Source organism: Mycobacterium sp. (genome assembly GCF_049683935.1).
Taxonomy (GTDB): domain Bacteria; phylum Actinomycetota; class Actinomycetes; order Mycobacteriales; family Mycobacteriaceae; genus Mycobacterium.
Map to the genome: position 1 here is coordinate 1 of NZ_JBAUJR010000304.1, position 22,509 is coordinate 22,509.

Annotated in this window: 25 protein-coding genes; 21 read left to right on the forward strand and 4 right to left on the reverse strand. The window is 67.2% G+C overall.

Annotated elements, in window-relative coordinates:
- On the reverse strand, window positions 1–563 hold a 563-nt coding region (locus WA965_RS17865; protein ID WP_526447882.1), incomplete at its 3' end, for a PGRS repeat-containing protein.
- 1,083 nt (window positions 564–1,646) lie between these two features.
- Here WA965_RS17865 and WA965_RS17870 point away from each other — a divergent pair.
- From WA965_RS17870 to WA965_RS17885, 4 genes are all read left to right on the forward strand, one after another.
- Window positions 1,647–2,489 (forward strand): DUF3097 family protein, encoded by an 843-nt coding sequence (locus WA965_RS17870; protein ID WP_526447884.1) that lies wholly within the window; start codon window positions 1,647–1,649, stop codon window positions 2,487–2,489.
- A 42-nt stretch (window positions 2,490–2,531) separates the two neighbouring features.
- A complete protein-coding gene (locus WA965_RS17875; protein WP_526297608.1) occupies window positions 2,532–3,869 on the forward strand; it encodes a replication-associated recombination protein A in 1,338 nt (445 codons plus the stop codon).
- Window positions 3,870–4,003: 134 nt separating this feature from the next.
- Window positions 4,004–4,315 (forward strand): ArsR/SmtB family transcription factor, encoded by a 312-nt coding sequence (locus tag WA965_RS17880; protein WP_526297618.1) that lies wholly within the window; start codon window positions 4,004–4,006, stop codon window positions 4,313–4,315.
- The gene (locus WA965_RS17885) at window positions 4,312–4,803 is read left to right on the forward strand and encodes an SRPBCC family protein (RefSeq protein WP_526297606.1); all 492 of its coding nucleotides are present in this window, start codon (window positions 4,312–4,314) and stop codon (window positions 4,801–4,803) included. The genes WA965_RS17880 and WA965_RS17885 overlap by 4 nt, the downstream gene beginning before the upstream one ends.
- Before the next feature lie 51 nt (window positions 4,804–4,854).
- Here WA965_RS17885 and WA965_RS17890 read toward each other — a convergent pair whose 3' ends face one another.
- Window positions 4,855–5,163, reverse strand: a complete 309-nt coding sequence (locus tag WA965_RS17890) for a GlsB/YeaQ/YmgE family stress response membrane protein (RefSeq protein ID WP_526297604.1) — start codon at window positions 5,161–5,163, stop codon at window positions 4,855–4,857.
- 112 nt (window positions 5,164–5,275) lie between these two features.
- Between WA965_RS17890 and WA965_RS17895 the strand changes: the two genes are divergently transcribed.
- From WA965_RS17895 to aroB, 9 genes are all read left to right on the forward strand, one after another.
- Entirely contained in the window at window positions 5,276–5,665 is a 390-nt protein-coding gene (locus WA965_RS17895) for a secondary thiamine-phosphate synthase enzyme YjbQ (protein ID WP_526297616.1), read from the forward strand.
- A gap of 93 nt (window positions 5,666–5,758) precedes the next feature.
- Window positions 5,759–8,452, forward strand: coding sequence for an alanine--tRNA ligase (alaS, locus tag WA965_RS17900; protein WP_526297602.1), 2,694 nt, complete (start codon window positions 5,759–5,761; stop codon window positions 8,450–8,452).
- Between the two features lie 4 nt (window positions 8,453–8,456).
- Window positions 8,457–8,993 (forward strand): Holliday junction resolvase RuvX, encoded by a 537-nt coding sequence (gene ruvX / locus WA965_RS17905; protein WP_526297600.1) that lies wholly within the window; start codon window positions 8,457–8,459, stop codon window positions 8,991–8,993.
- Window positions 8,986–10,236: an endolytic transglycosylase MltG gene (mltG, locus tag WA965_RS17910; protein ID WP_526297598.1), complete on the forward strand. Its 1,251-nt coding sequence runs from the start codon at window positions 8,986–8,988 to the stop codon at window positions 10,234–10,236. The genes ruvX and mltG overlap by 8 nt, the downstream gene beginning before the upstream one ends.
- Window positions 10,237–10,281: 45 nt before the next feature.
- Window positions 10,282–11,097, forward strand: coding sequence for a shikimate dehydrogenase (locus WA965_RS17915; protein WP_526297596.1), 816 nt, complete (start codon window positions 10,282–10,284; stop codon window positions 11,095–11,097).
- Window positions 11,098–11,149: 52 nt separating this feature from the next.
- Window positions 11,150–11,590, forward strand: coding sequence for a prepilin peptidase (locus WA965_RS17920; RefSeq protein ID WP_526297594.1), 441 nt, complete (start codon window positions 11,150–11,152; stop codon window positions 11,588–11,590).
- Between the two features lie 49 nt (window positions 11,591–11,639).
- Window positions 11,640–12,851 (forward strand): chorismate synthase, encoded by a 1,212-nt coding sequence (aroC, locus tag WA965_RS17925; protein ID WP_526297592.1) that lies wholly within the window; start codon window positions 11,640–11,642, stop codon window positions 12,849–12,851.
- Complete coding sequence (locus WA965_RS17930; protein WP_526297591.1) at window positions 12,851–13,516, forward strand: shikimate kinase; 666 nt, start codon at window positions 12,851–12,853, stop codon at window positions 13,514–13,516. Before aroC ends, WA965_RS17930 begins: the two co-directional genes overlap by 1 nt.
- 8 nt (window positions 13,517–13,524) lie before the next feature.
- On the forward strand, window positions 13,525–14,604 hold the full coding sequence (gene aroB / locus WA965_RS17935) for a 3-dehydroquinate synthase (protein ID WP_526297614.1): 1,080 nt from the start codon (window positions 13,525–13,527) through the stop codon (window positions 14,602–14,604).
- Here aroB and WA965_RS17940 read toward each other — a convergent pair.
- Window positions 14,601–15,203 (reverse strand): B-4DMT family transporter, encoded by a 603-nt coding sequence (locus WA965_RS17940; RefSeq protein ID WP_526297589.1) that lies wholly within the window; start codon window positions 15,201–15,203, stop codon window positions 14,601–14,603. The two genes, aroB and WA965_RS17940, sit on opposite strands and share 4 nt — an antisense overlap.
- A gap of 33 nt (window positions 15,204–15,236) precedes the next feature.
- Between WA965_RS17940 and WA965_RS17945 the strand changes: the two genes are divergently transcribed.
- The 5 genes from WA965_RS17945 to WA965_RS17965 all read left to right on the forward strand — a co-directional run bounded on the left by WA965_RS17945 (window position 15,237) and on the right by WA965_RS17965 (window position 18,923).
- Window positions 15,237–16,331: a M24 family metallopeptidase gene (locus tag WA965_RS17945; protein ID WP_526297587.1), complete on the forward strand. Its 1,095-nt coding sequence runs from the start codon at window positions 15,237–15,239 to the stop codon at window positions 16,329–16,331.
- A 21-nt stretch (window positions 16,332–16,352) separates the two neighbouring features.
- A complete protein-coding gene (efp, locus tag WA965_RS17950; protein WP_178358495.1) occupies window positions 16,353–16,916 on the forward strand; it encodes an elongation factor P in 564 nt (187 codons plus the stop codon).
- Window positions 16,909–17,397: a transcription antitermination factor NusB gene (gene nusB / locus WA965_RS17955; protein ID WP_526297585.1), complete on the forward strand. Its 489-nt coding sequence runs from the start codon at window positions 16,909–16,911 to the stop codon at window positions 17,395–17,397. Before efp ends, nusB begins: the two co-directional genes overlap by 8 nt.
- Window positions 17,398–17,943, forward strand: a complete 546-nt coding sequence (locus tag WA965_RS17960; RefSeq protein WP_526297583.1) for a hypothetical protein — start codon at window positions 17,398–17,400, stop codon at window positions 17,941–17,943.
- A gap of 128 nt (window positions 17,944–18,071) precedes the next feature.
- Complete coding sequence (locus WA965_RS17965) at window positions 18,072–18,923, forward strand: HpcH/HpaI aldolase/citrate lyase family protein (protein ID WP_526297581.1); 852 nt, start codon at window positions 18,072–18,074, stop codon at window positions 18,921–18,923.
- A gap of 18 nt (window positions 18,924–18,941) precedes the next feature.
- Here the strand turns inward: WA965_RS17965 and WA965_RS17970 are convergent, their stop codons facing one another.
- Window positions 18,942–20,147 (reverse strand): serine hydrolase domain-containing protein, encoded by a 1,206-nt coding sequence (locus WA965_RS17970; protein WP_526297579.1) that lies wholly within the window; start codon window positions 20,145–20,147, stop codon window positions 18,942–18,944.
- Window positions 20,148–20,275: 128 nt separating this feature from the next.
- Here WA965_RS17970 and pyrR point away from each other — a divergent pair, with 128 nt between their 5' ends.
- The 3 genes from pyrR to WA965_RS17985 form a co-directional block, all read left to right on the forward strand.
- On the forward strand, window positions 20,276–20,872 hold the full coding sequence (pyrR, locus tag WA965_RS17975) for a bifunctional pyr operon transcriptional regulator/uracil phosphoribosyltransferase PyrR (RefSeq protein WP_526297577.1): 597 nt from the start codon (window positions 20,276–20,278) through the stop codon (window positions 20,870–20,872).
- A complete protein-coding gene (locus WA965_RS17980) occupies window positions 20,869–21,816 on the forward strand; it encodes an aspartate carbamoyltransferase catalytic subunit (RefSeq protein ID WP_526297575.1) in 948 nt (315 codons plus the stop codon). Before pyrR ends, WA965_RS17980 begins: the two co-directional genes overlap by 4 nt.
- Window positions 21,813–22,509, forward strand: a 697-nt coding sequence (locus WA965_RS17985; RefSeq protein ID WP_526447886.1) for a dihydroorotase, incomplete at its 3' end; no start/stop codon positions are given. The genes WA965_RS17980 and WA965_RS17985, both read left to right, overlap by 4 nt.

Here is a 22,509-nt window from a genome sequence, read left to right on the forward strand (position 1 = left end):
CCGGCACCGCCGTTGCCGCCGTGACCGAACAGCGCGATCGTTCCGGCATTGCCGCCGTTTCCGCCCGCCGCGGAAGTTCCGCCGGCACCGCCGTCGCCGCCATTGCCGAAGAACAGACCACCCTGCCCACCGTTGCCGCCTACCTGTCCCGCAGCGCCGGACCCGCCGGTGCCGCCGTAGCCGATCCAGAGCCCGCCGTTGCCACCGTTGACGCCGGAACCCAACGCGCCGTTGGCGCCGTTGGAGACGAAGATGTTGACGATCGGCACATAGTTGAAGACCCCGATGAGGTTGTAGAACGGGTCACCGACCGCCCATGAGTGAACGGGATCGCACGGGCAGTCCAACGCCGCGGCCAGCGCGAACGGTGTCAATGTCATGGTGCTGCTGGAGCCCAGAGTGGTACAGCTCTCGACTGAGGGATCACACTGGCTCGACACGGGTGCCAGTGGGGCGGCTGCGATCGGGGCCGCCAACGCGGTGCCCGAACCGGCAAGCGCGAACACAGCGCCCGCCCCGGCGACTGCGATTCCCGTTGCGCACGGGTACACGTAATTTCTCATCTCAAGCTCCTTTTGGGTACTGCTGAAACTTCGGCCATGTCGGCCGAAATCGATTTGGTGTAGCGCGATTTGAATTCCTGAGCAGAGGGCCGCGCCCTTCGGTGCACCCGGTCTTCAATCGGCCCCACGCTGTGTGGCAACGTGGAGTCGAGCAGTCGATCCGCGCCATGCGGCGTCCGCAAAATGGCGCGATCGGTCACGTATGTGGATGAATCGAGTGTCCGAATCGCGATGAGATCGATTGGCGAGTCGGTGATTTCGCGCTCGCGACACACACCATTCGAGCTGAAGACACCCCGAGCATCGCGCGCCGTGGGCTGTGTGTCACATCAAGCGTGAATTGGATCCGAACGTGCGTGACGGCTTCACGCCGTCAGTGCCCCCTTGCGAGCTGCGGGCCATTCCACTGGCCTCAGCCGGATCGAGATGATTCCCGAAGAGAATCGATGTACTACGGACAGTAGGCTTTGCTGAGCGATGTGTCAAGCATCACAGTTGCCGGATGAAGCGAACACAAAAGCCATGTCTGCTTCGCAGAAATCCCAAGCCGCCACGGGCTGTTCGACCCGCAATCGGGAATCGATGAAAGTGCGCCACCAGGTGGATTCAGCAACTCTGACGACCGCCCACTCAGCCGCCCGCCGAAGTCCGCTGCAGGCTGATGGATGGGATCAGTTCAACCAATCGCTTCCCCGTTAAAATGTTATATAGGAAGCGAGTACGGCGGGAATCTTCTGACAAGTCGATGAGATTGCACGCGGTGACGTCACCGGTATTTCATGCGGTGCGAGGGTAGTGCGCAGGCCATTGCATACTCAGCAACCAAAGTGTCAACCAGCGCCGGGCGCCCGTCGCTTCAGGTGGGTCCTGCGAATTGATAGCACTCTTTTCAGCAACTGCGAGCGCAACGACGCAATAAAATCGAAACATTTGCCGACTCGTCCGTACCTGCGGCGGTCCGTCCTTGAGATGTCCCTCGGGCGTACCCGGCGTCACGGCGACGTCTGGGAAGCGCAGCCGAAACCACGGGCGACACGGCGGCGGCGCAGAACCAGAAGCCTTCACTAGTTCTACGATCACCCGGTGGCTGATCGATACGGCACCGACATTCTTGCCGACAACCCGCACCGTGCCCGGCGACCGCGTTCCACCGAACGACCGGTGGAGATCGGCCTGGTCGTCGAGGACGCGCAGACCGGCTTCGTCGGTGCGGTGGTGCGCGTCGAGTACGGCCGGATGGACCTCGAGGACCGGAACGGCCGTACCAAACCGTTCCCGGTGGGGCCCGGATACCTGATCGACGGCAAACCCGTCATTCTCACGGCGCCGAAGAAGGCTGCAGCGGCCCCGGCCAAGACCGCGTCAGGCTCGGTCGCCGTGGCCGGCGTTCGCGCGAAGGTCGCGCTGGCCAGCCGGATCTACGTCGAGGGTCGCCACGACGCCGAACTGGTCGAGCAGGTGTGGGGCGAGGATCTGCGGATCGAGGGTGTGGTCGTCGAATATCTCGGCGGAGTCGACGATCTGGCCGCCATTGTCTCGGATTTCCGGCCCGGACCCGGGCGACGGCTGGGAGTGCTCGTCGATCACCTGGTGACCGGGTCCAAGGAGGCCCGGATCGCCGATGTCGTACGCCGCGGACCGGGCGGCGACCACACACTCGTGGTCGGGCATCCGTTCATCGACATCTGGGAAGCGGTGAAGCCTGCGCGGATCGGGGCGGCGGCATGGCCGACGGTGCCCAAGGGTGAGGACTGGAAGCACGGGGTGTGCGAGCGACTGGGCTGGAAGCATCGCGACCAGGCCGATATAGCCGCCGCGTGGCGGCAGCTCCGCGGCCGCGTCCGCGACTGGAACGACCTCGAACCGGCGCTCATCGGCCGGGTCGAGGAGTTGATCGACTTCGTCACGCAGCCGAGCGATTCCTGACGGCGCGACCGTCGCGTCGTGAGGCAGTGGTAAGCAGGGAGCGTGTCCGACAGCCTGTTCGACGTACCCGGCTCGGAACCCGACCGCGGCGCCGGTGACGGCCTCGGCGGTGGGTCGGCGTCGCCGCTTGCGGTGCGGATGCGTCCGGCGTCCCTCGACGAGGTCGTCGGTCAGCAGCATCTGCTCAAGCCGAACTCGCCGTTGCGCCGGATGATCGAAGGGTCCGGGGCCGCCTCGGTCATCCTCTACGGCCCCCCGGGAACCGGGAAGACGACGCTCGCCTCACTGATCTCGCAGGCCACAGGGCGCCGATTCGAGGCGTTGTCGGCGCTCTCGGCCGGGGTCAAGGAGGTGCGCGCGGTGATCGACACGGCGCGGCAGGCCTCGATGCGCGGTGGGCAGACGGTGCTGTTCATCGATGAGGTGCACCGGTTCTCCAAGACCCAGCAGGACGCGCTGCTGGCCGCGGTGGAGAACCGGGTGGTGTTGCTGGTGGCTGCGACCACCGAGAACCCGTCGTTCTCGGTGGTGGCCCCGCTGCTGAGTCGCTCGCTGATCCTGCAACTGCAGCCGCTGGCCGGCCCCGACATCGCGGCGGTGATCCGCCGTGCCATCGACGACGACCGTGGGCTGGGTGGCCGGGTGCGGGTCAGCGATGAGGCCATCGACCTGCTCGTGCAGTTGTCCGCCGGCGACGCGCGTCGGGCGCTGACCGCGCTCGAGGTGGCCGCGGAGGCGGGTGACGAGGTGACCGTTGGAGTCATCGAGCAGTCACTCGACAGGGCGGCGGTGCGTTATGACCGCGACGGCGACCAGCACTACGACGTCGTCAGTGCATTCATCAAGTCCATCCGCGGATCCGATGTCGATGCGGCGCTGCACTACCTGGCCCGCATGCTGGTGGCGGGGGAGGACCCGCGGTTCCTTGCCCGCCGACTGATGATCCTCGCCAGCGAGGACATCGGGATGGCGGACCCGTCGGCGCTTCAGATCGCGGTCGCAGCGGCGCAGACGGTGCAGTTGATCGGAATGCCGGAGGCGCAACTGACGTTGGCGCATGCCACGGTGCACCTGGCGACAGCGCCGAAGTCCAATGCGGTGACCACCGCGCTGGGTGCGGCCATGGCCGACATCAAGGCCGGTAAGGCGGGATTGGTGCCGGCACACCTGCGCGACGGACACTATTCGGGGGCGTCGAAGCTGGGCAACGCCGTCGGCTACCGGTATTCGCACGACGACCCCGATGGTGTTGTGGCCCAACAGTATCCACCTGACGACTTGGTGGGCGTGGATTACTACCGGCCCACCGCCCGAGGTGCGGAGCGCGAGATCTCCACCCGGGTGGACAAGCTGCGCGCCATCATTCGTCGCTTGCGCTGACCTCTCCGGACCGAACCCTTGACACTGGACCGGCAGGCGTCCTATCGTCGTAATCAACCAAATGATTGATCAATAGAAAGGTTGATTAATTGGGTGACGATGGCGGACACGAGGCCGGATTGGATCGCGCCTTCATGGCGCTCGCGGATCCCGTTCGGCGTGCGCTGATCGCGCACCTGTCGCGGGGTCCGGCAACCGTGAACGAGCTTGCTGCTCCGTTCGCCATCACCAAACAGGCGGTGTCCAAGCACATTCAGGTCCTCGAACACGCTGGTCTGGTCACCCGGAGCCGTGACGCCCAGCGTCGGCCCGTGCATCTCGATGCGGCCGCGCTCGAGCACCTGACGTCGTGGATCGATCGCTACCGCTTGGACACCGAACGCAACTACCGCCGGCTGGACGGCCTGTTGGCGGAGCTCACCGATAAGAAGGAGAAACCCCGATGACAAACGCACTCGACCTGGTAGCACCCGTCGACACCCTCGCCATGGAATTCACCCGCGAGTTCGATGCACCCGCAGACGCTGTGTTTCGCGCCCACGCCGAACCGGACCTGGTCAAGCAGTGGCTGGGCCCGCACGGTCTCGAGATGGACATCAGCGAGTGGGACTTCAGGAGCCATGGCGGCTACCGCTACTCCCATACCGGTGAACACGGCACCTTCGGGTTCAACGGGACGTTCCACACCGTGCGACCCAACGAGTTCATCCTGCAGACCTTCGAGTTCGACGGCGCGCCGGATATGGTCAACATCGAGTACCTGTGGTTCGAGGACCTCGGCGGGGGACGTTCCCGGCTCCGCGGCCGATCGATCTGTCCTAACACCGAGGCGCGCGACGCCCTGCTGTCGTCCGGGATGGAGGGCGGCATGACCGAGGGCTACGACAAGCTGGACGCGCTGCTGGCCAGCCGCCAGGTCCTCAGAACGGAGTGATCCCGGCTGGTCGGGGCTCCAGCCGGGATCACACGACGTGCGCTCTGCGGGCTAGCGCATGATTCCGGACCGCCGGCGGCCCATCAGTCCGCTCCGGCGACGACCCATGAGCGCGGCGACCAAGGCCACACCGACGGCGGCCACGACAACCTGGACCAGCAGTTCGAGCCAGTCGACGCCGCTGGTTGCGGTGGGGATGCCCATCGCGCGGGCCAGCGCGGTGCCGATGAACGCCGATACGATGCCCACGCCGATGGTCAGCAGCATGCCGATGGACTGCTTGCCGGGTAGGACAAGGCGACCGAGAATGCCGATGACGGTGCCGATGAGGATGGCGGTGATGATGCCGGTGATGGTCATGTTGTCCTCCTGCGTGGCTGCGGTTGCCGCAGAAATACCCTCGCTGCCGACGCAATAAACGCGCGCGTCAATCTGCAGGTCCGCTCGTACGCTGGAACCCATGAACTCCGAAGTGCTCGATGTGGACACCTCCCGTCGCCGGATCGTCGATCTCACCGCTGCTGTCCGGACGTTCTGCGCCTCGCAGGGGGAGGGTCTGTGCAATGTGTTCGTCCCGCATGCGACGGCCGGTGTGGCGATCATCGAAACCGGGGCCGGCTCCGATGACGACTTCATCGAAGCTCTGCAGCGCCTGCTGCCCCGTGACGACCGCTATCGCCACGCGCACGGGGCTCACGGGCATGGGGCCGACCATGTCCTCCCCGGTCTGGTGTCCCCGTCGGTCACAGTGCCGGTGGGGGACGGCGGGCCGTTGCTGGGCACCTGGCAGAGCATCGTGCTGGTGGATCTGAACAGCGATAACCCCCGACGCTCGGTCCGGTTGAGCTTCCTGAAGGGCTAGCCGAGGGGACCGGTACTGTGGGGCGTCGAGTATTCGCAGGTGACGGCCGATCGACGAATCGGCTCCATGACCCAGAACTGAGGACAGCAAGACGTGCAGACACACGAGATCAGGAAGCGGTTCCTTGATCATTTCGTGAACGCGGGCCACACCGAGGTGCCCAGCGCTTCGGTGATCCTCGACGACCCCAACCTGCTGTTCGTCAATGCCGGCATGGTCCAGTTCGTCCCGTTCTTCCTCGGCCAGCGCACTCCGCCGTGGGATCGAGCAACCAGCGTCCAGAAGTGCATCCGCACCCCCGACATCGACGAAGTCGGGATCACCACCCGCCACAACACGTTCTTCCAGATGGCAGGCAACTTCTCCTTCGGTGACTACTTCAAAGCCGGGGCGATCGAGTTGGCGTGGACGCTGCTGACCGGACCCGTCGAGCAGGGTGGCTACGGGTTTGATCCCGAAAAGCTCTGGGCCACAGTTTATCTGGATGACGACGAGGCCGCCCAACTGTGGCAGGACATCGCCGGGATGCCCACTGAGCGCATTCAGCGTCGCGGCATGGCCGACAACTACTGGTCCATGGGGATCCCCGGGCCGTGTGGTCCGTCGTCGGAGATCTACTACGACCGTGGACCCGACTACGGCGTGGAGGGTGGGCCCGAGGCGAACGAGGACCGCTACATCGAGATCTGGAATCTCGTGTTCATGCAGAACGAGCGCGGCGAAGGCACGTCGAAGGACGACTTCGAGATCCTCGGTCCGCTGCCGCGCAAGAACATCGACACCGGCATGGGCGTCGAGAGGGTGGCCTGCCTCCTCCAGGGGGTGGACAACGTCTACGAAACCGACCTGCTGCGCCCGGCGATCGACCTGGTGGCCGCTCGGGCACCTCGGGGTTACGGGCGGGGCGTCCACGATGACGACGTTCGCTACCGGATCATCGCCGACCACAGCCGAACCGCGGCGATCATCATCGCCGACGGGATCAGCCCCGGAAACGAGGGCCGTGGGTACGTGCTGCGCCGGTTGCTCCGCCGGATCATCCGCGCCGCGAAACTGCTCGGGGTCGAGCAGCCCGTCATGGCCGACCTGATGACCTGCGTACGCGACGCGATGGGTCCGTCGTATCCGGTCCTGGTCACCGACTTCGACCGGATTCAGCGTATCGCGGTGGCCGAAGAGACCGCGTTCAACCGCACTCTTGCTTCGGGGTCACGGTTGTTCGACGACGCCGCCCGGGCCACGAAGGCCGCCGGCGCCGCGGTGCTGTCGGGAACCGATGCGTTCACGCTGCACGACACGTACGGGTTTCCAATCGAACTCACCCTCGAGATGGCCGCCGAGGCCGATCTCAGCGTGGACGAGGAAGGCTTCCGCGGCCTGATGGCCGAGCAGCGGCAACGCGCCAAAGCCGACGCTGCCGCGCGCAAGCAGGCCCACGCAGACCTGTCGGCATATCGTGATCTCGTCGACGCCGGACCGACGCAGTTCACTGGATTCGACGAATTGACCACCGAGGCCAGGATTCTCGGAATCTTTCTGGACGGTAAGCGGGTTCCCGTGGTGGCTCACGGTTCCGACGGTGCGGGGTCCCGCGTCGAGTTGATCCTGGATCGCAGCCCGTTCTATGCCGAGTCGGGTGGCCAGATCGCCGACGAGGGCACCGTCACCGGCACCGGCGCATCGGAGACGTCGAAAGCCGCGGTGACCGACGTCCAGAAGATCGCCAAGACACTGTGGGCGCACCGTGTCAACGTCGAGTCGGGTGAGTTCGTCGAGGGTGACACGATCGTCGCCGCCGTCGATCCGCGCTGGCGCCACGGGGCGACCCAGGGCCATTCCGGCACGCACATGGTGCATGCGGCCCTGCGACAGGTGCTGGGCCCCAACGCCGTTCAGGCCGGCTCTCTGAACCGCCCCGGATACCTGCGATTCGACTTCAACTGGCAGGGTGCGCTCAGCGAGGACCAACGCACCCAAATAGAAGAGGTCACCAACGAAGCGGTGGAAGCCGACTTCGAGGTGCACAGCTTCACCACCGATCTGGAGAAGGCGAAGTCCATGGGCGCGATGGCGCTCTTCGGCGAGGCCTATCCCGACGAGGTCCGGGTGGTCGAGATCGGCGGTCCGTTCTCGTTGGAGTTGTGTGGCGGCACCCACGTTCGCAATTCGGCGCAGATCGGTCCCGTCACGATTCTCGGGGAGTCGTCGGTCGGGTCGGGAATTCGGCGTGTGGAGGCCTACGTCGGTCTGGATTCGTTCCGGCACCTGGCCAAGGAGCGTGCGCTGATGGCCGGGCTCGCGTCGACGCTGAAGGTGCCCTCGGACGAGGTGCCGGGGCGCGTCGCCAATCTGGTGGAACGACTGCGCGCAGCCGAGAAGGAACTCGACCGGCTGCGGATGGCGGGGGCACGCGCCGCGGCCGCGAACGCCGCCGCCGGGGCCGAGGAGATCGGTAAGGTCCGGGTCGTGGCGCAGCGGATGGCCGGCGGGATGTCGGCGGGTGATCTGCGCTCGCTCGTCGGCGACATCCGCGGCAAGCTCGGAAGCGACCCGGCCGTGGTGGCACTGACTGCGGAGGGCGACAACGATTCCGTTCCGTATGTGGTTGCGGTGAACCAGGCCGCGCAGGATCTCGGGCTGCGCGCCGATGACCTCGTCAAGCTCATGGCCACTGCGGTCAACGGCCGCGGTGGAGGCAAGGCCGACCTGGCGCAGGGATCCGGTAAGGGGGCTGCGGGTATCGACGCGGCGCTGGCGGCGATACGCGCAGAGATCGGCCGGAGATAACCCGGTGGCCCATACCGACGACCCCGCACGCGAGGACCGTCTGCCCGATAAGCCCGGGGACCCGAACTCGTCCGCTGACCCGGGGCGCGGTCGCCGGATCGGCATCGACGTCGGTAGCGTCCGCATCGGGGTCGCCGTCAGCGACCCCGACGGAATCCTCGCCACCCCGGTGGAGACGGTGGCGCGGGATCGTCGTTCGGACAAGCACCTACGACGGCTCGTGCGGTTGGTCGACGAACACGAGGCGGTCGAGGTGGTGGTGGGGCTGCCCCGCACGCTGGCCGATCGTGCCGGATCGTCGGCCCGGGACGCCGTCGAGCTGGCCGACCAACTCGCTGCGAAGATATCGCCGAAACCTGTGCGGCTGGCCGATGAACGGTTCACCACCGTGACAGCACAGCGATCACTGCGCGAGGCCGGGGTCCGCGCCAAGGGGCAACGCACGGTGATCGATCAGGTTGCGGCGGTGGGGATTCTGCAGAACTGGCTGGACCAGCGGCGGGCGGCGCTGACCGCACACGGAGAGGTCGGGGATGGCTGACGATTGGCGTAGCGAACGAGCCGAGCCGCTGGCGGTGGGCCCTCCGCGGCGCCGACTGACTCGCCGGGACCGGATCCAGGAAGCACGGGTCCAGCGCCGACGTCGCGTCGCCGCGGTGGCGGCACTGGTCGTCCTGGTGGTGGTTGTCGTCGGTGCGGTCCTGCTGGGCTCCACGATGTGGAGCTCGCTGTTCGGTGACTCCGGCGGTGGCGACTACGCCGGTGACGGCGTCAACGACGTGGTGATCCAGGTGCACCCCGGCGACTCCACCACTGCGATCGGCAACACGCTGCAGGATCAGAACGTCGTGGCGACATCCCAGGCTTTTGTCGACGCGGCTTCGGGCAATGCGGCGATCTCGGCCATTCAGCCCGGTTTCTACAAGGTCCGCACCGAGATCCCCGCGGCCAATGCCGTCAACCGTCTGGCCGATCCGGCGAACCGGGTGGGGCGGCTGGTCATCCCCGAAGGTCGCCAGCTGGATGACACCCGCGATGTCGCCACCGATGCGGTCACCGACGGCATCTTCAGCCTCATCTCCAATGCGTCGTGTGTGGACCTCGACGGCGACCGCACGTGTGTGGCGGCGCAAGGCCTCAGCGACATCGCCGCGGCCGCCGACCCGGCCACCCTGTCGGTACCCGGCTGGGCGACAGACGCCGTCGTCGCGCTCGGTGCCGACCATCGCCGGTTGGAGGGTCTGATCGCGCCCGGCACCTGGAACATCGACCCCTCGGCGGAGCCGCAGGAAATCCTGGCGACGCTGATCGCGGCCAGCACCGCGCAGTACGAAGAGAGCGGTCTTCTGGAAACGGCGACGGCGCTGAACATATCGCCCTACGAGGTGCTCACCGTCGCTTCGCTGGTGCAGCGGGAAGCGCTGCCCCAGGATTTCTCGAAGGTCGCCCGGGTGATCTACAACCGGTTGGCTGAGCAACGCACGCTGGAGTTCGACTCGACGGTGAACTATCCGCTGGATCTCGTCGAGGTGGCGACCACCGACGGCGATCGGGGGCAGGCCACGCCGTGGAACACCTATGTGCGGCCCGGGCTTCCCGCCACACCGATCTGCTCACCGGGGCAACCCGCCCTCGCCGCGGCCGAGCAACCCGAACCGGGGGACTGGCTGTACTTCGTGACCGTGGACCTGCAGGGCACCACCTTGTTCACCCGGGAGTACGAACAGCATCTCGCCAACATCGAGGTGGCGATCCGCAACGGCGTGCTCGATTCCGCGCGATGAGCAGACGGCGGCGATGAGCGCTTGCGCGATGAGCAGACGGCGGCGGTGAGCACCGGTCGCCGCCGCGCGGCCGTGCTCGGCTCCCCGATTGCGCATTCGCGGTCTCCTCAGCTGCACCTGGCGGCCTATCGTGCGCTCGGACTGGACAGCTGGACCTACGACCGGATCGAATGCACCGGTGAGCAATTGCCCGGTGTGGTCGGAGGATTCGGGCCGGAATGGGTGGGGGTGTCGGTGACGATGCCGGGTAAGTTCGCGGCGCTGCGGTTCGCCGACGACGCCACCGCCCGCGCGAAGTCGGTCGGGTCGGCCAACACCCTGGTCCGTTCGCCGGCCGGCTGGCATGCCGACAACACCGACATCGACGGTGTGGTGGGCGCGCTGGCCGGGGTGGCGGTGTCGGACCGCACGATGGTGGTGGGTTCGGGCGGCACCGCACCCTCGGTGGTCGTGGGACTCATCGAGCTTGGTGCGCAACACATCTCGGTGGCAGCACGCAATGCCGACAAGGCCGCGCCGCTGGTCGACCTGGCGATCCGCTGTGGCGCCCGGGCGCAGTGGTGTGACGTCGGCGACGCGGGGTTGACCGATGCGGTGGCCGGCGTGGACGTCGTGGTGAACACGGTACCGGCCGACGCTGTGGCGCCCTACGCGCCGGTCCTGGCGGCGACACCGGTTCTGCTCGATGCGATCTACGACCCGTGGCCCACCCCGCTTGCCGCGGCGGTGCTGGCCGCCGGAGGCCGGGTCATCAGCGGGCTGCAGATGCTGCTCAATCAGGCGTTCACGCAGGTCGAGCAGTTCACCGGGTTGCCGGCGCCCAGAGAAGCGATGGAGGCTGCGCTCGGCAGCGTGCACTGACTCGGCACAATTGCCGCCGAGGAGGGGCCCGTCGCGGTCTTAGGCTGAGCAAGTGGGGCCGGTCTGGCAGGCAGTTGCCGTCATCAGCGCGGTCTGTTGGCTGATTGTGTTGAGCGTCTTCGACATTCGGCAGCGGCGGTTGCCGAATGTGCTCACCTTGCCGGGAGCGGCAGTGGTTCTGGGCGGCGCCGCGTTGGCCGGCCACGGGGGAACGGCTGCGATGGGGGCGGCGGCGATGTGCGCGGCGTACGCGTTGGTGCACGTCGTCGCGCCGCAGGCGATGGGTGCCGGCGACGTCAAACTCTCGATCGGCCTCGGCGCTCTCACCGGTGCGTTCGGACCCGAGGTGTGGTTGTCGGCCGCGGTGGGAGCGTCGGCGTTGACGGGCCTGCTGGGACTGATTCAGCTGTTCCGGGGGGACCGATCGCCGCTGCCGCACGGCCCATCGATGTGCCTGGCCACGGCCGCCTCGGTGGCGACGGTGGTCATCTAGGCCTTGCGCAGTTTCGGGTGGATACCCGCGTCGTGCGAAAATGGGACCCGTGTTGCGATGGACGACTGCAGGCGAATCCCACGGCCGCGCGTTGGTGGCCATGGTCGAAGGCATGGTCGCCGGTGTCCAGGTGACCTCACAGGACATAGCGGGGGAGTTGGCGCGAAGGCGGCTCGGCTATGGCCGGGGCGCGCGGATGAAGTTCGAGCAGGACCAGATCACCATGCTGGCGGGGCTGCGTCACGGCCTGACCCTCGGCGGTCCCATCGCCATCGAGATCGGCAACACCGAATGGCCGAAATGGGAAACGGTGATGGCAGCCGATCCCGTCGATTCGGCCGTGCTGGCCGACAGCGCCGCCCGCAACGCCCCGCTGACCAGGCCACGGCCCGGACACGCCGACTACGCGGGCATGCTCAAATACGGCTTCGACGACGCTCGTCCGGTGCTGGAACGCGCCAGTGCCCGCGAGACGGCGGCCCGGGTGGCCGCGGGCACCGTCGCTCGCGCGTTCCTCAAGCAGGCGTTCGGCGTCGAGATCGTCTCCCATGTCATCTCGATCGGAGCCTCCGAGCCGTATGACGGGCCGCCGCCGCTGGCCACGGACCTGGCCGCGATCGATGCCAGCCCGGTGCGTGCCTTCGACGAGGCGAGCGAACAGCTGATGATCGCCGAGATCGAGGCCGCCAAGCGCGACGGTGACACCCTCGGAGGGGTGGTCGAGGTGGTGGCTCACGGCCTGCCTGTGGGGCTCGGGTCGTTCACCAGTGGTGACAGCCGGCTCGACAGTCAGTTGGCCGCCGCGGTGATGGGCATCCAGGCCATCAAGGGAGTGGAGATCGGCGACGGCTTCGAGACCGCGCGCAGGCGCGGCAGCGTCGCGCACGACGAGATGTATCCCGGTCCCGACGGTGTCATGCGGTCCACCAACCGCGCCGGCGGACTCGAGGGCGGAATGACCAACGGACTACCCGTCCGGGTACGCGCGGCGATGAAGCCGATCTCGACGGTGCCCCGGGCGTTGGCCACCGTGGACATGTCCACCGGGGAGGAAGCGGTGGCCATCCATCAGCGTTCGGACGTATGTGCCGTTCCGGCCGCCGGCGTCGTGGTCGAAACGATGGTGGCGCTGGTGCTCGCGCGCGCCGCGCTGGAGAAGTTCGGCGGTGACTCGCTGGGCGAGACACGCGCCAACGCCGAGACCTACCTGCGTGCCGTGGCCGCCCGCGAGCCCACCGGTGCCGCCCGGGCGTCGGGCTGATGAGCCCCAAGGTCGTCCTCATCGGGCTGCCCGGATCGGGCAAGTCCACCATCGGTCGGCGGCTGGCCAAGACGCTGGACCTGCCGCTGCTGGACACCGACGCGGCGATCGAGGAGACGACCGGCCGCACGATTCCCGACATCTTCTCCAACGATGGAGAGGCCGCATTCCGGCGTATCGAGGCCGACGTGGTGTGTGATGCCCTGGCCACCCACGACGGCGTGCTGTCGCTCGGCGGCGGCGCGGTGACCACCGCGCAGGTGCGCGAAGCATTGGCCGGACGCACCGTCATCTACCTGGAGATCAGCGCCGCCGAAGGAGTTCGTCGTACCGGGGGGGCGACGGTGCGGCCGTTGCTGGCCGGCAAAGACCGTGGAGAACGCTTCAAAGAGCTGATGTCGGAACGGATTCCGCTCTACCGCCAAGTTGCCACCATGCGGGTGAACACCAACCATCGCAACCCGGGAGCGGTGGTGCGTTATATCGTTGCCCGGCTGGAGAACCCCGACGGCCCCAAGCCGGAGCGTCGGCGCCGACGGGGATCCTGGCGCCGCGCACCCCTGTCGTTGACCACCCCGCCATCCACCGAGGCTGCGCCCAGTCCCGCCACGGTAGCGGCCAGGAAAACCGGTGGATCTGCTTGTGCACGAAAGGATGTGCCGTGACCGAATCGGTGACGGATCCCGTCACAGTCAACGTGCTCACCGATCCGCCGTACCCGGTGATCATCGGCACCGGTCTGCTCGGCGATCTGGCCCGCACCCTGGAGGGCAGGCACAAGGTCGCGATACTGCACCAGCCAGTGCTGGCGCAGACGGCCGAGGTTATTCGGGATCATCTGTCGGACAAGGGAATCGACGCACACCGGATCGAGATTCCCGACGCTGAGGCCGGCAAGGAACTGCCGGTTGTCGGGTTCATCTGGGAGGTGCTCGGCCGTATCGGCGTCGGCCGCAGAGATGCGGTCGTCAGCTTGGGTGGTGGCGCCGCCACCGACGTCGCCGGCTTCGCCGCGGCGACATGGCTGCGTGGAATCGACATCGTGCACGTGCCGACGACCCTGCTCGGCATGGTCGACGCGGCGGTCGGCGGCAAGACCGGCATCAACACCGATGCGGGGAAGAACCTCGTCGGCGCGTTCCATCAGCCGGCAGCGGTACTGATCGACCTGGCCACGCTGGAAACGTTGCCCCGTAACGAGATCGTGGCGGGAATGGCGGAGATCGTGAAGGCCGGATTCATCGCCGATCCGGTGATCCTCGACATGATCGAGGCCGATCCGGAAAACGCGCTCGATCCCGCCGGGGCGGTGCTTCCCGAGCTGATCCGCCGTGCGGTCGCCGTCAAGGCGGAGGTCGTCGCCGCGGACGAGAAAGAGTCGCAGCTGCGCGAGATCCTCAACTACGGGCATACCCTGGCCCACGCCATCGAACGTCGGGAGCGCTACCAGTGGCGGCACGGAGCCGCGGTGTCGGTCGGGCTGGTGTTCGCCGCCGAATTGGGTCGACTGGCCGGGCGTCTCGACGATGACACCGCGCAACGGCACCGGACCATTCTGAGCTCTCTCGGGCTGCCGGTCACCTACGACGCCGACGCGCTCCCGCAGTTGCTCGAGTCCATGATCGGCGACAAGAAGACCCGGGCCGGCATCCTGCGATTCGTGGTGCTCGACGGCCTGGCCAAGCCTGGTCGGCTGGAGGGCCCCGATCCGTCGCTGCTCGCCGCTGCCTACGCCGAGGTGGCGCGAGACTAGTCGCGCTTCTCGACGGGCCTGGTCTCGTCGTCGGCAACCGCGACCGGTGAGGTCTGTTGTTCGGGCACGGTACCCACGTTCTGCTGGCTGTAGTCGTAGCCGCTGTCGTCGCGCACCGCGGCGAAGACGTCGGTGTCGGCGCGGTCGTCGTCGCCCTCGCGGCGCCGTCCCTGCTGAGGAGTCTTACGGTCGACCAGCCAGCGGCCGAGCGCGACGCCGACAATGGCGCACAGGAACACCAGAAGCGCTGTGAACGCCGCGAATGTCGTCAGCTCGTTGATCAGTCCCTCGACGTACAGGTTGTCGTAGAACACCCCGATGAACCACGCCACGGCTCCGCTGACCACACCGGCGAAAAGACCGGCCAGCAGCCACGTCATCGCCAGGTCGCCGCGGCGGTCCGGATCGGGGTTGGCCCGCGCATCGGAGCGCCCGTCGGCGACACCCCACACGAAGACCACCACGCCGTAGGCGATGACCAGGACCGCGCTGATCATTCCCGCCTTGGTTTCCCACGCGTTGATCATCGCTCCCTGCAGCAATCGGACGATCACCATCAGGGCGGCGAACACCAGTCCGCGCAGCAACCACTTACTCATGAGGCCACACCTTAGCGAGTAGCGTCACCGACTGTGACTATTTCCCAGCGCCGCGACAGATTGCGCCAACGCCTGGCGGCGGCCGAACTCGACGCTCTGCTGGTATCGGACCTGGTCAACGTCCGTTATCTGTCCGGATTCACCGGCTCGAATGCAGCACTTCTGATTCGCGCCGACGACGAAACGCCAGTGCTCGCCACCGATGGGCGCTACCGCACCCAGGCTGCAGTGCAAGCGACCGGCGCGGAGATCGTCATCGAACGGGCCTGCGGACCGCATCTGGTCAGCCGGGCCGCTGACGCCGGCGTCCGCAGGATGGGCTTCGAGAGCCATGTGGTGACCGTCGACGCGTTCGCCGCGTTGACACGCGCGGCCGGCGAGCGGTGCGAGCTGGTGCGCGCCGGCGGCACGGTTGAGGCTCTTCGTGAGGTCAAGGACGCCGGCGAGGTCGCGCTGTTGCGGTTGGCCTGCGAGGCGGCCGACGCGGCCCTGAAAGACCTGGTGGATCGTGGTGGGTTGCGTCCGGGCCGCACGGAGAAGGACGTCAGGCGCGAGCTGGAGGCGTTGATGCTCGACCACGGTGCCGACGGCCCGTCGTTCGAGACCATCGTCGCGACCGGTGCGAACTCGGCGATCCCGCATCACCGGCCTACAGACGCGGTGCTCGCAGCAGGCGACTTCGTCAAGATCGACTTCGGAGCCCTGGTGTGCGGTTATCACTCCGATATGACACGCACCTTTGTGCTCTCGCCGATCGCGCAGTGGCAACAGGACGTCTACGACCTGGTCGCCGCCGCGCAGCGGGCCGGTCGGGAAGCGCTCGCGCCCGGCGTTCTGTTGAGCGACGTCGACGCGGCGTCCCGCACGGTGATCGGCGACGCGGGCTTCGCCGACAACTTCGGCCACGGCCTCGGGCACGGGGTCGGTCTGCAGATCCATGAAGCGCCGGGAATCAATGCCACGGCCGCCGGTACACTGCTTGCTGGCTCCGCGGTGACCGTGGAGCCAGGTGTTTATCTGCCCGACCGTGGCGGCGTCCGCATCGAGGACACGTTGGTCGTCGGCAGTGATGCGGATGACACCCCCGACTTGCTGACCCGGTTCCCCAAGGAACTGGCGATCCTCTAAAGGCTAGGAGAACAACCCACCGTGGCATCGACCGCAGACTTCAAGAACGGGCTCGTCCTGCAGATCGACGGCCAGCTCTGGCAGATCGTCGAGTTCCAGCACGTCAAGCCCGGTAAGGGTCCGGCCTTCGTGCGGACGAAGCTGAAGAACGTGCTGTCCGGGAAGGTCGTCGACAAGACCTACAACGCCGGGGTGAAGGTGGAGACCGCGACGGTGGACCGCCGCGACGCCACCTACCTGTACCGCGACGGCTCGGACTTCGTGTTCATGGACAGCGAGGACTTCGAACAGCATTCGTTGGCCGAGTCGCTGGTCGGCCGGGCCGCGGGGTTCCTGCTGGAGAGCATGCCGGTGCAGATCGCGTTCCACGACGGCGCAGCGCTGTACCTCGAGTTGCCGGTGACGGTCGAGGTGCTGGTCGCGTCCACGGAGCCCGGCCTGCAGGGTGACCGGTCCAGCGCGGGCACCAAGCCCGCGACTCTGGAGACCGGCGCCGAGATCCAGGTCCCGTTGTTCGTCAACACCGGTGACAAGCTCAAAGTGGATACGCGTGACGGCAATTACCTGGGAAGGGTCAATGCCTGACCGTAAGGGCGACCGGGGACGTCACCAGGCCCGCAAGCGCGCCGTCGACCTGCTGTTCGAGGCCGAAGCGCGCGGGATGACCCCATTCGAGGTGGCTACATCGCGAAATGCGTTGGCGCATCACGAATCCGAGATGGCTCAACTCAATCCCTACACGGTGACGGTGGCCCGCGGGGTGACCGAGCACTCGGCGCACGTCGACGATCTGATCTCGGCGCACCTGCAGGGCTGGACGCTGGACCGGTTGCCCGCGGTCGACCGGGCCATCCTTCGCGTCGCCGTGTGGGAACTGCTGCACGCCGAGGACGTCCCCGAACCGGTAGCGGTCGACGAGGCCGTCGAACTCGCCAAGCAACTGTCGACAGACGACTCGCCGGGCTTCGTCAACGGTGTGCTCGGCCAGATCATGCTGGTGACGCCGCAGATCAGAGCCGCGGCCGACGCGGTGCAGGGCGCCCGCGAGGGCAGTGACGGCACCTAGATGGGTGCGCCGCAGGACTGGGCTCCGTACTCCAGCGTCAACGAGGCTGCGAGGGTGTACCTGCGAGACCCCGACCTGGCGCTGGATCAGTTGCGCTCAGTCGTCGAACCGGCGTTGGTGAAGTCGTTTGTCATGTCGCGCGGGTTCACCGAACGCTCCTGGGGTGAGGCCCTGTGGCAAGAGGTGCTCGTCACCGACGGCCACCGATTGATCATGTGGCGCGCCGACGACGACATGTCCAGTTCGGCCGAACCGGGTGAGCCGCACCGCATCCTTCTTGCCTCGGTTCGGTCGATCCTGTTGTCCACGATCACCGATCAGGTGCTGTCCAACGAGTACGAGGTCCTCAGCGATGGCACCCGACGCCTCTCAGAGGTGAAGTTGCGGATCTACACCCAGCTGGTCACCAGGGCGCGCCAGCGATCGGCGACAGACACCGATCTCTATTGCGAGTCCTTCCGTTTCGTGAAGTCGGTTGACAACGGTGGCCTGGCACAGATGCAGCGACTGCTGCAGTTCGGCAGGGTGCTGTCGCGTTCGATGTAGCGCGCGCATCCCTCGGCGCCGTCGCCGGCCCTGGCCAACAGGTCCTGAACAATATGTGCACAACCTTGCGTGTCGGGACACCCATCCCGACGATGGAGGGGAATTCAGGCTCGAGCGAGAGGTGGCGTGTGACGGTTTCCCCGGCAGTGGATCGCATCCGCAGGCCGCACTGGTCGTTGGCCCGCACCTGGCTGTTGCAGCCGGGGCTCCCGGATGGCGGTGATGCTTTCGATGCCGCCGTCGCCGGCAATGCCGATGTGGTGGTGCTCGACGTCGAGGACGGACTGCCGAACGTCCAGAAGCCCGCGGGCAGACAGTCGGTGGCCGAGTGGCTGTACACCGGGGGCCGGGCGTGGATCCGGATCAGTAGCGTGACCACCACCGCCGCGTGGCGTGACGACCTCGACGTGCTCGGCGGAGCACCCGGGCTCGCGGGCGTGATGCTCGCCAAGGCCGAATCGGCCGATGAGGTCGCCGCGACCGCCGCTCGCCTGCCAGACGGCATCCCGGTGGTGGCGCTGATCGAATCCGCACTCGGCATCGAATCGGCTCTCGACATCGCCCGCGCCCCAGCATGTGCGCGAATTGCGTTCGGGATCGGGGATTTTCGCCGTGATACCGGGATGTCCGGCGAGCCGGCGATGCTCGCGTATCCGCGCGCCCGGTTGGTGATCGCCAGCCGAGCCGCCGGACTGCCCGCGCCCATCGACGGGCCGACGTTGCGCAATCGGAACGCTGAGTTGCCCGGCGATACCGTCGTTGCGAAGTCCGCAGGCATGACCGGACGGCTGTGCCTGGACGACTCGCACGCCCAGACCATCAACGATCTGCTGAGCCCGTCGCCGCTGGAGATCGACGAGGCGCGGCACACGCTCGCGCGTCTCGACGCACCGACGGCGCACTACGACGGCAGCGCCGGACCCACTCGCGCCCGCGCCGAAGCTGTGCTGGATCTGGCAGCCAAACTCGAGGTCATCTAGCAGTCACGGCCTGCCGGACTACAGATCGAGCCCCTCATAGGTGCGCCGGACGAACTTCGGTTGCGCGCTCTGCAGTTTCGCCAGCGACGTGTTGCCTGCGACGGCAGCCGCGGCATCGACGGTCAGATTGGGCAGATTCTGGATGAGATACACCAGGATGACGTTGGCGGACGGGTCGGCCTGCCACCACGTTCCGTACGCGCCCGGCCAGGAGAAGGTTCCCGGCCCCCCGGGACCGAACAGTTGGCGGGACTTCCCCGGGTCGGTCACCACGGACAGATTCAGTCCGAAGCCGCGACCGATCCAGAACGGCGCGCCCAGGAAGTCCTGACGCTTCTGCTCGTCGGTCAGGCGGTCGGTGCGCATCAACTCCACCGACTCTTCGGACAGCACCCGGACGCCGTCGAGGGTGCCGCCGGCGAGCAGCATCCGGGCGAAACGCAGATAGTCGTCGGCGGTCGACCAGAGTCCGGCACCGCCGGTGCAGAACGGGGGATCGGCGATGGGTGCGGGTCCCATCACGTCGTGGCGCAACGTGTTGTCGCTGTCGAGCTGATACATCGTGGCGGCTCGACGGCGGCCCGAGGGGCCGACGCTGAAACCGGTGTCCGACATGCCGAGCGGGCCCAGGACCCGATCTCCGAGCACCTCGCTCAGCGGTTTGCCTTCGATCCGCGACAACACGATGCCCAGTACGTCGGTGGCGTGGCTGTAGGTCAGGCGCTCACCGGGCTGATGAACCAGGGGCAGGGCCGAGAGCTCGGCGAGCCACCGATCCTGGTCCTGCCGCGTGGGCAGCTTGCGGTAGGCGTCCGACAGTGGCCCGACCACCGAGAACATGTACGCCAGACCACTGCGGTGCGTCATCAGATCTTCGATGGTGAGGTACCGCTGCGCGGGCACCGTGCGCTCCAGCGGACCTCGCGGATCGACCAGCACTCGCATGTCCGCCAGCTCGGGCAGCCACGTGGCCACCCGGTCGCTCAGTGTGAGCTTGCCCTCCTCGATCAGCGACATCGCGGCGGCCACCGTGACGGGTTTGGTCATCGAGGCGATCCGGAAGATGGTGTCGCGCTGCATCGGTAGCTGCGCGTCCACATCGCGGTGACCGAGCTCGTTGACCTGGACCACCTCACCGGCATGCCAGACCAGCGTGACCGCTCCCGCCAGTAGACCCGCATCGATCGCTTCCACTATCGAGGCCTTGTTGCGGTCGAGGTTCATTGCGCCAGATTAGGTCAGCCGCACCCGGCCTCGTCGCTCACCTGCCGTCCGGGTGCTAGGCTGCCCGAAGTTTTTGACATCCTTTAACGATCCGTCCAGTGAGGCGGAGAAGGAGGTCCAGCTCACCCGTGGGCTCGCCCGACCATGCCGGCTCTGAAGCCGAAGCTGCAGATCGCGAGTTGATGTCCGCTGCGGACGTCGGCCGCACCATCGCTCGCATCGCGCACCAGATCATCGAGAAGACCGCGTTGGACGGCCCCGACGGCCCACGCGTCGTCCTGCTGGGAATTCCGACCCGCGGTGTCACCCTGGCCTCCAGACTGGCCCGCCACATCGCCGAGTTCAGCGGTGTCGACGTCGGCCACGGAGCCCTGGACATCACGCTCTACCGCGACGATCTGATGAGCAAGCCGCCGCGCGCGCTCGAAGCCACCTCGATACCCGACGGCGGCATCGACGGAGCGTTGGTGGTGCTGGTCGACGACGTGCTGTACTCGGGGCGCTCGGTCCGCTCGGCCCTCGACGCGCTGCGTGACGTCGGCCGCCCGCGAGCCGTGCAGTTGGCGGTGCTCGTGGACCGCGGGCATCGGGAGCTACCGATCCGCGCCGACTACGTGGGCAAGAACGTGCCGACCTCGCGGGCCGAGAACGTCAAGGTCCGCCTCACCGAGAACGACGGTCACGACGGCGTTCGGATCGCACCCTACGGAGGGCCTCCCAGGTGAAGCACCTACTTGCTGCGGCCGACCTGGGCCGTGACGACGCCACGGCCATCCTCGACAACGCCGACAGGTTCCGCCAAGCCCTGCTGGGCCGGGAGGTCAAGAAGCTTCCCACCCTGCGGGGCCGCACGATCATCACGATGTTCTACGAGAACTCCACCCGCACCCGGGTGTCGTTCGAAGTGGCAGGCAAGTGGATGAGTGCTGACGTCATCAACGTCAGCGCCTCGGGATCCTCTGTCGCCAAAGGTGAATCGCTGCGGGACACCGCGCTGACCCTGCGGGCCGCAGGTGCCGACGCGCTGATCATCCGCCATCCCGCATCGGGTGCCGCGCAGCAGCTCGCCGCGTGGACGCTGGACGAGGACGGCGGGCCGTCGGTCATCAACGCCGGCGACGGCACCCACGAACACCCCACCCAGGCTCTGCTGGACGCGTTGACGATCAGGCAGCGTCTGGGGGCCGTCGAGGGCAAGCGGGTGGTGATCGTCGGAGACGTGCTGCACAGCAGGGTGGCCCGCTCCAACGTGGCGCTGCTGCACACCCTCGGCGCGGAGGTGGTGCTGGTAGCCCCACCCACCCTGCTCCCCGTCGGCGTTGACTCCTGGCCGGTGACCGTGTCCCACGACATCGACGCAGAACTGCCGCTGGCCGACGCCGTGTTGATGCTGCGCGTGCAGGCCGAACGGATGAACGGCGGTTTCTTCCCGTCCTCTCGGGAGTACTCGGTGCGCTACGGCCTGTCCGAGAAGCGCCAGGCGCAGCTGGCAGAGCACGCCGTGGTGTTGCACCCGGGGCCGATGCTGCGGGGTATGGAGATCGCGCACTCGGTGGCTGACTCCCCACAATCTGCGGTACTGCAACAGGTTTCCAATGGTGTGCACGTCCGAATGGCGGTGCTGTTCCACCTGCTCGTCGGGTCCGAGGCGGAAGCGATCAGCGCATGACGGAAACCAATCCCCGGTCGCTGCGCTCCTGCCCGCCGGTACTGATACGGGGCGTCCGCCCCTACGGCGAAGGCGACGGCGTCGACGTGCTGGTCGACAACGGCCTCATCGATGCCATCGGGACGAACCTGGACACACCCGACGGCGCGGAGGTCATCGACGCCGACGGCCATATCCTGCTGCCGGGCTTCGTCGACCTGCACACTCACCTTCGTGAACCCGGCCGCGAGTACGCGGAGGATATCGAAACCGGTTCGGCTGCAGCTGCTCTCGGTGGATACACCGCGGTGTTCGCGATGGCCAACACCGACCCGGTCGCCGACAGCGCGGTGGTCACCGACCACGTGTGGCACCGCGGGCAGCAGGTCGGTCTGGTCGACGTGCACCCGGTCGGAGCGGTGACCGTCGGTCTCAACGGCAGGCAACTGACCGAGATGGGCCTGATGGCCGCCGGTGTCGGGCGGGTCAGGATGTTCTCCGACGACGGTGTGTGTGTCGACGACCCACTGGTGATGCGCCGCGCCCTGGAGTACGCGACCGGCCTGGGCGTGCTGATCGCTCAGCACGCCGAGGAACCGCGCCTGACCGTGGGTGCCGTCGCGCACGAGGGACCGAACGCGGCCAAGCTCGGACTCGCCGGTTGGCCGCGCGCCGCCGAGGAATCGATCGTCGTCCGCGACGCACTGCTGGCCC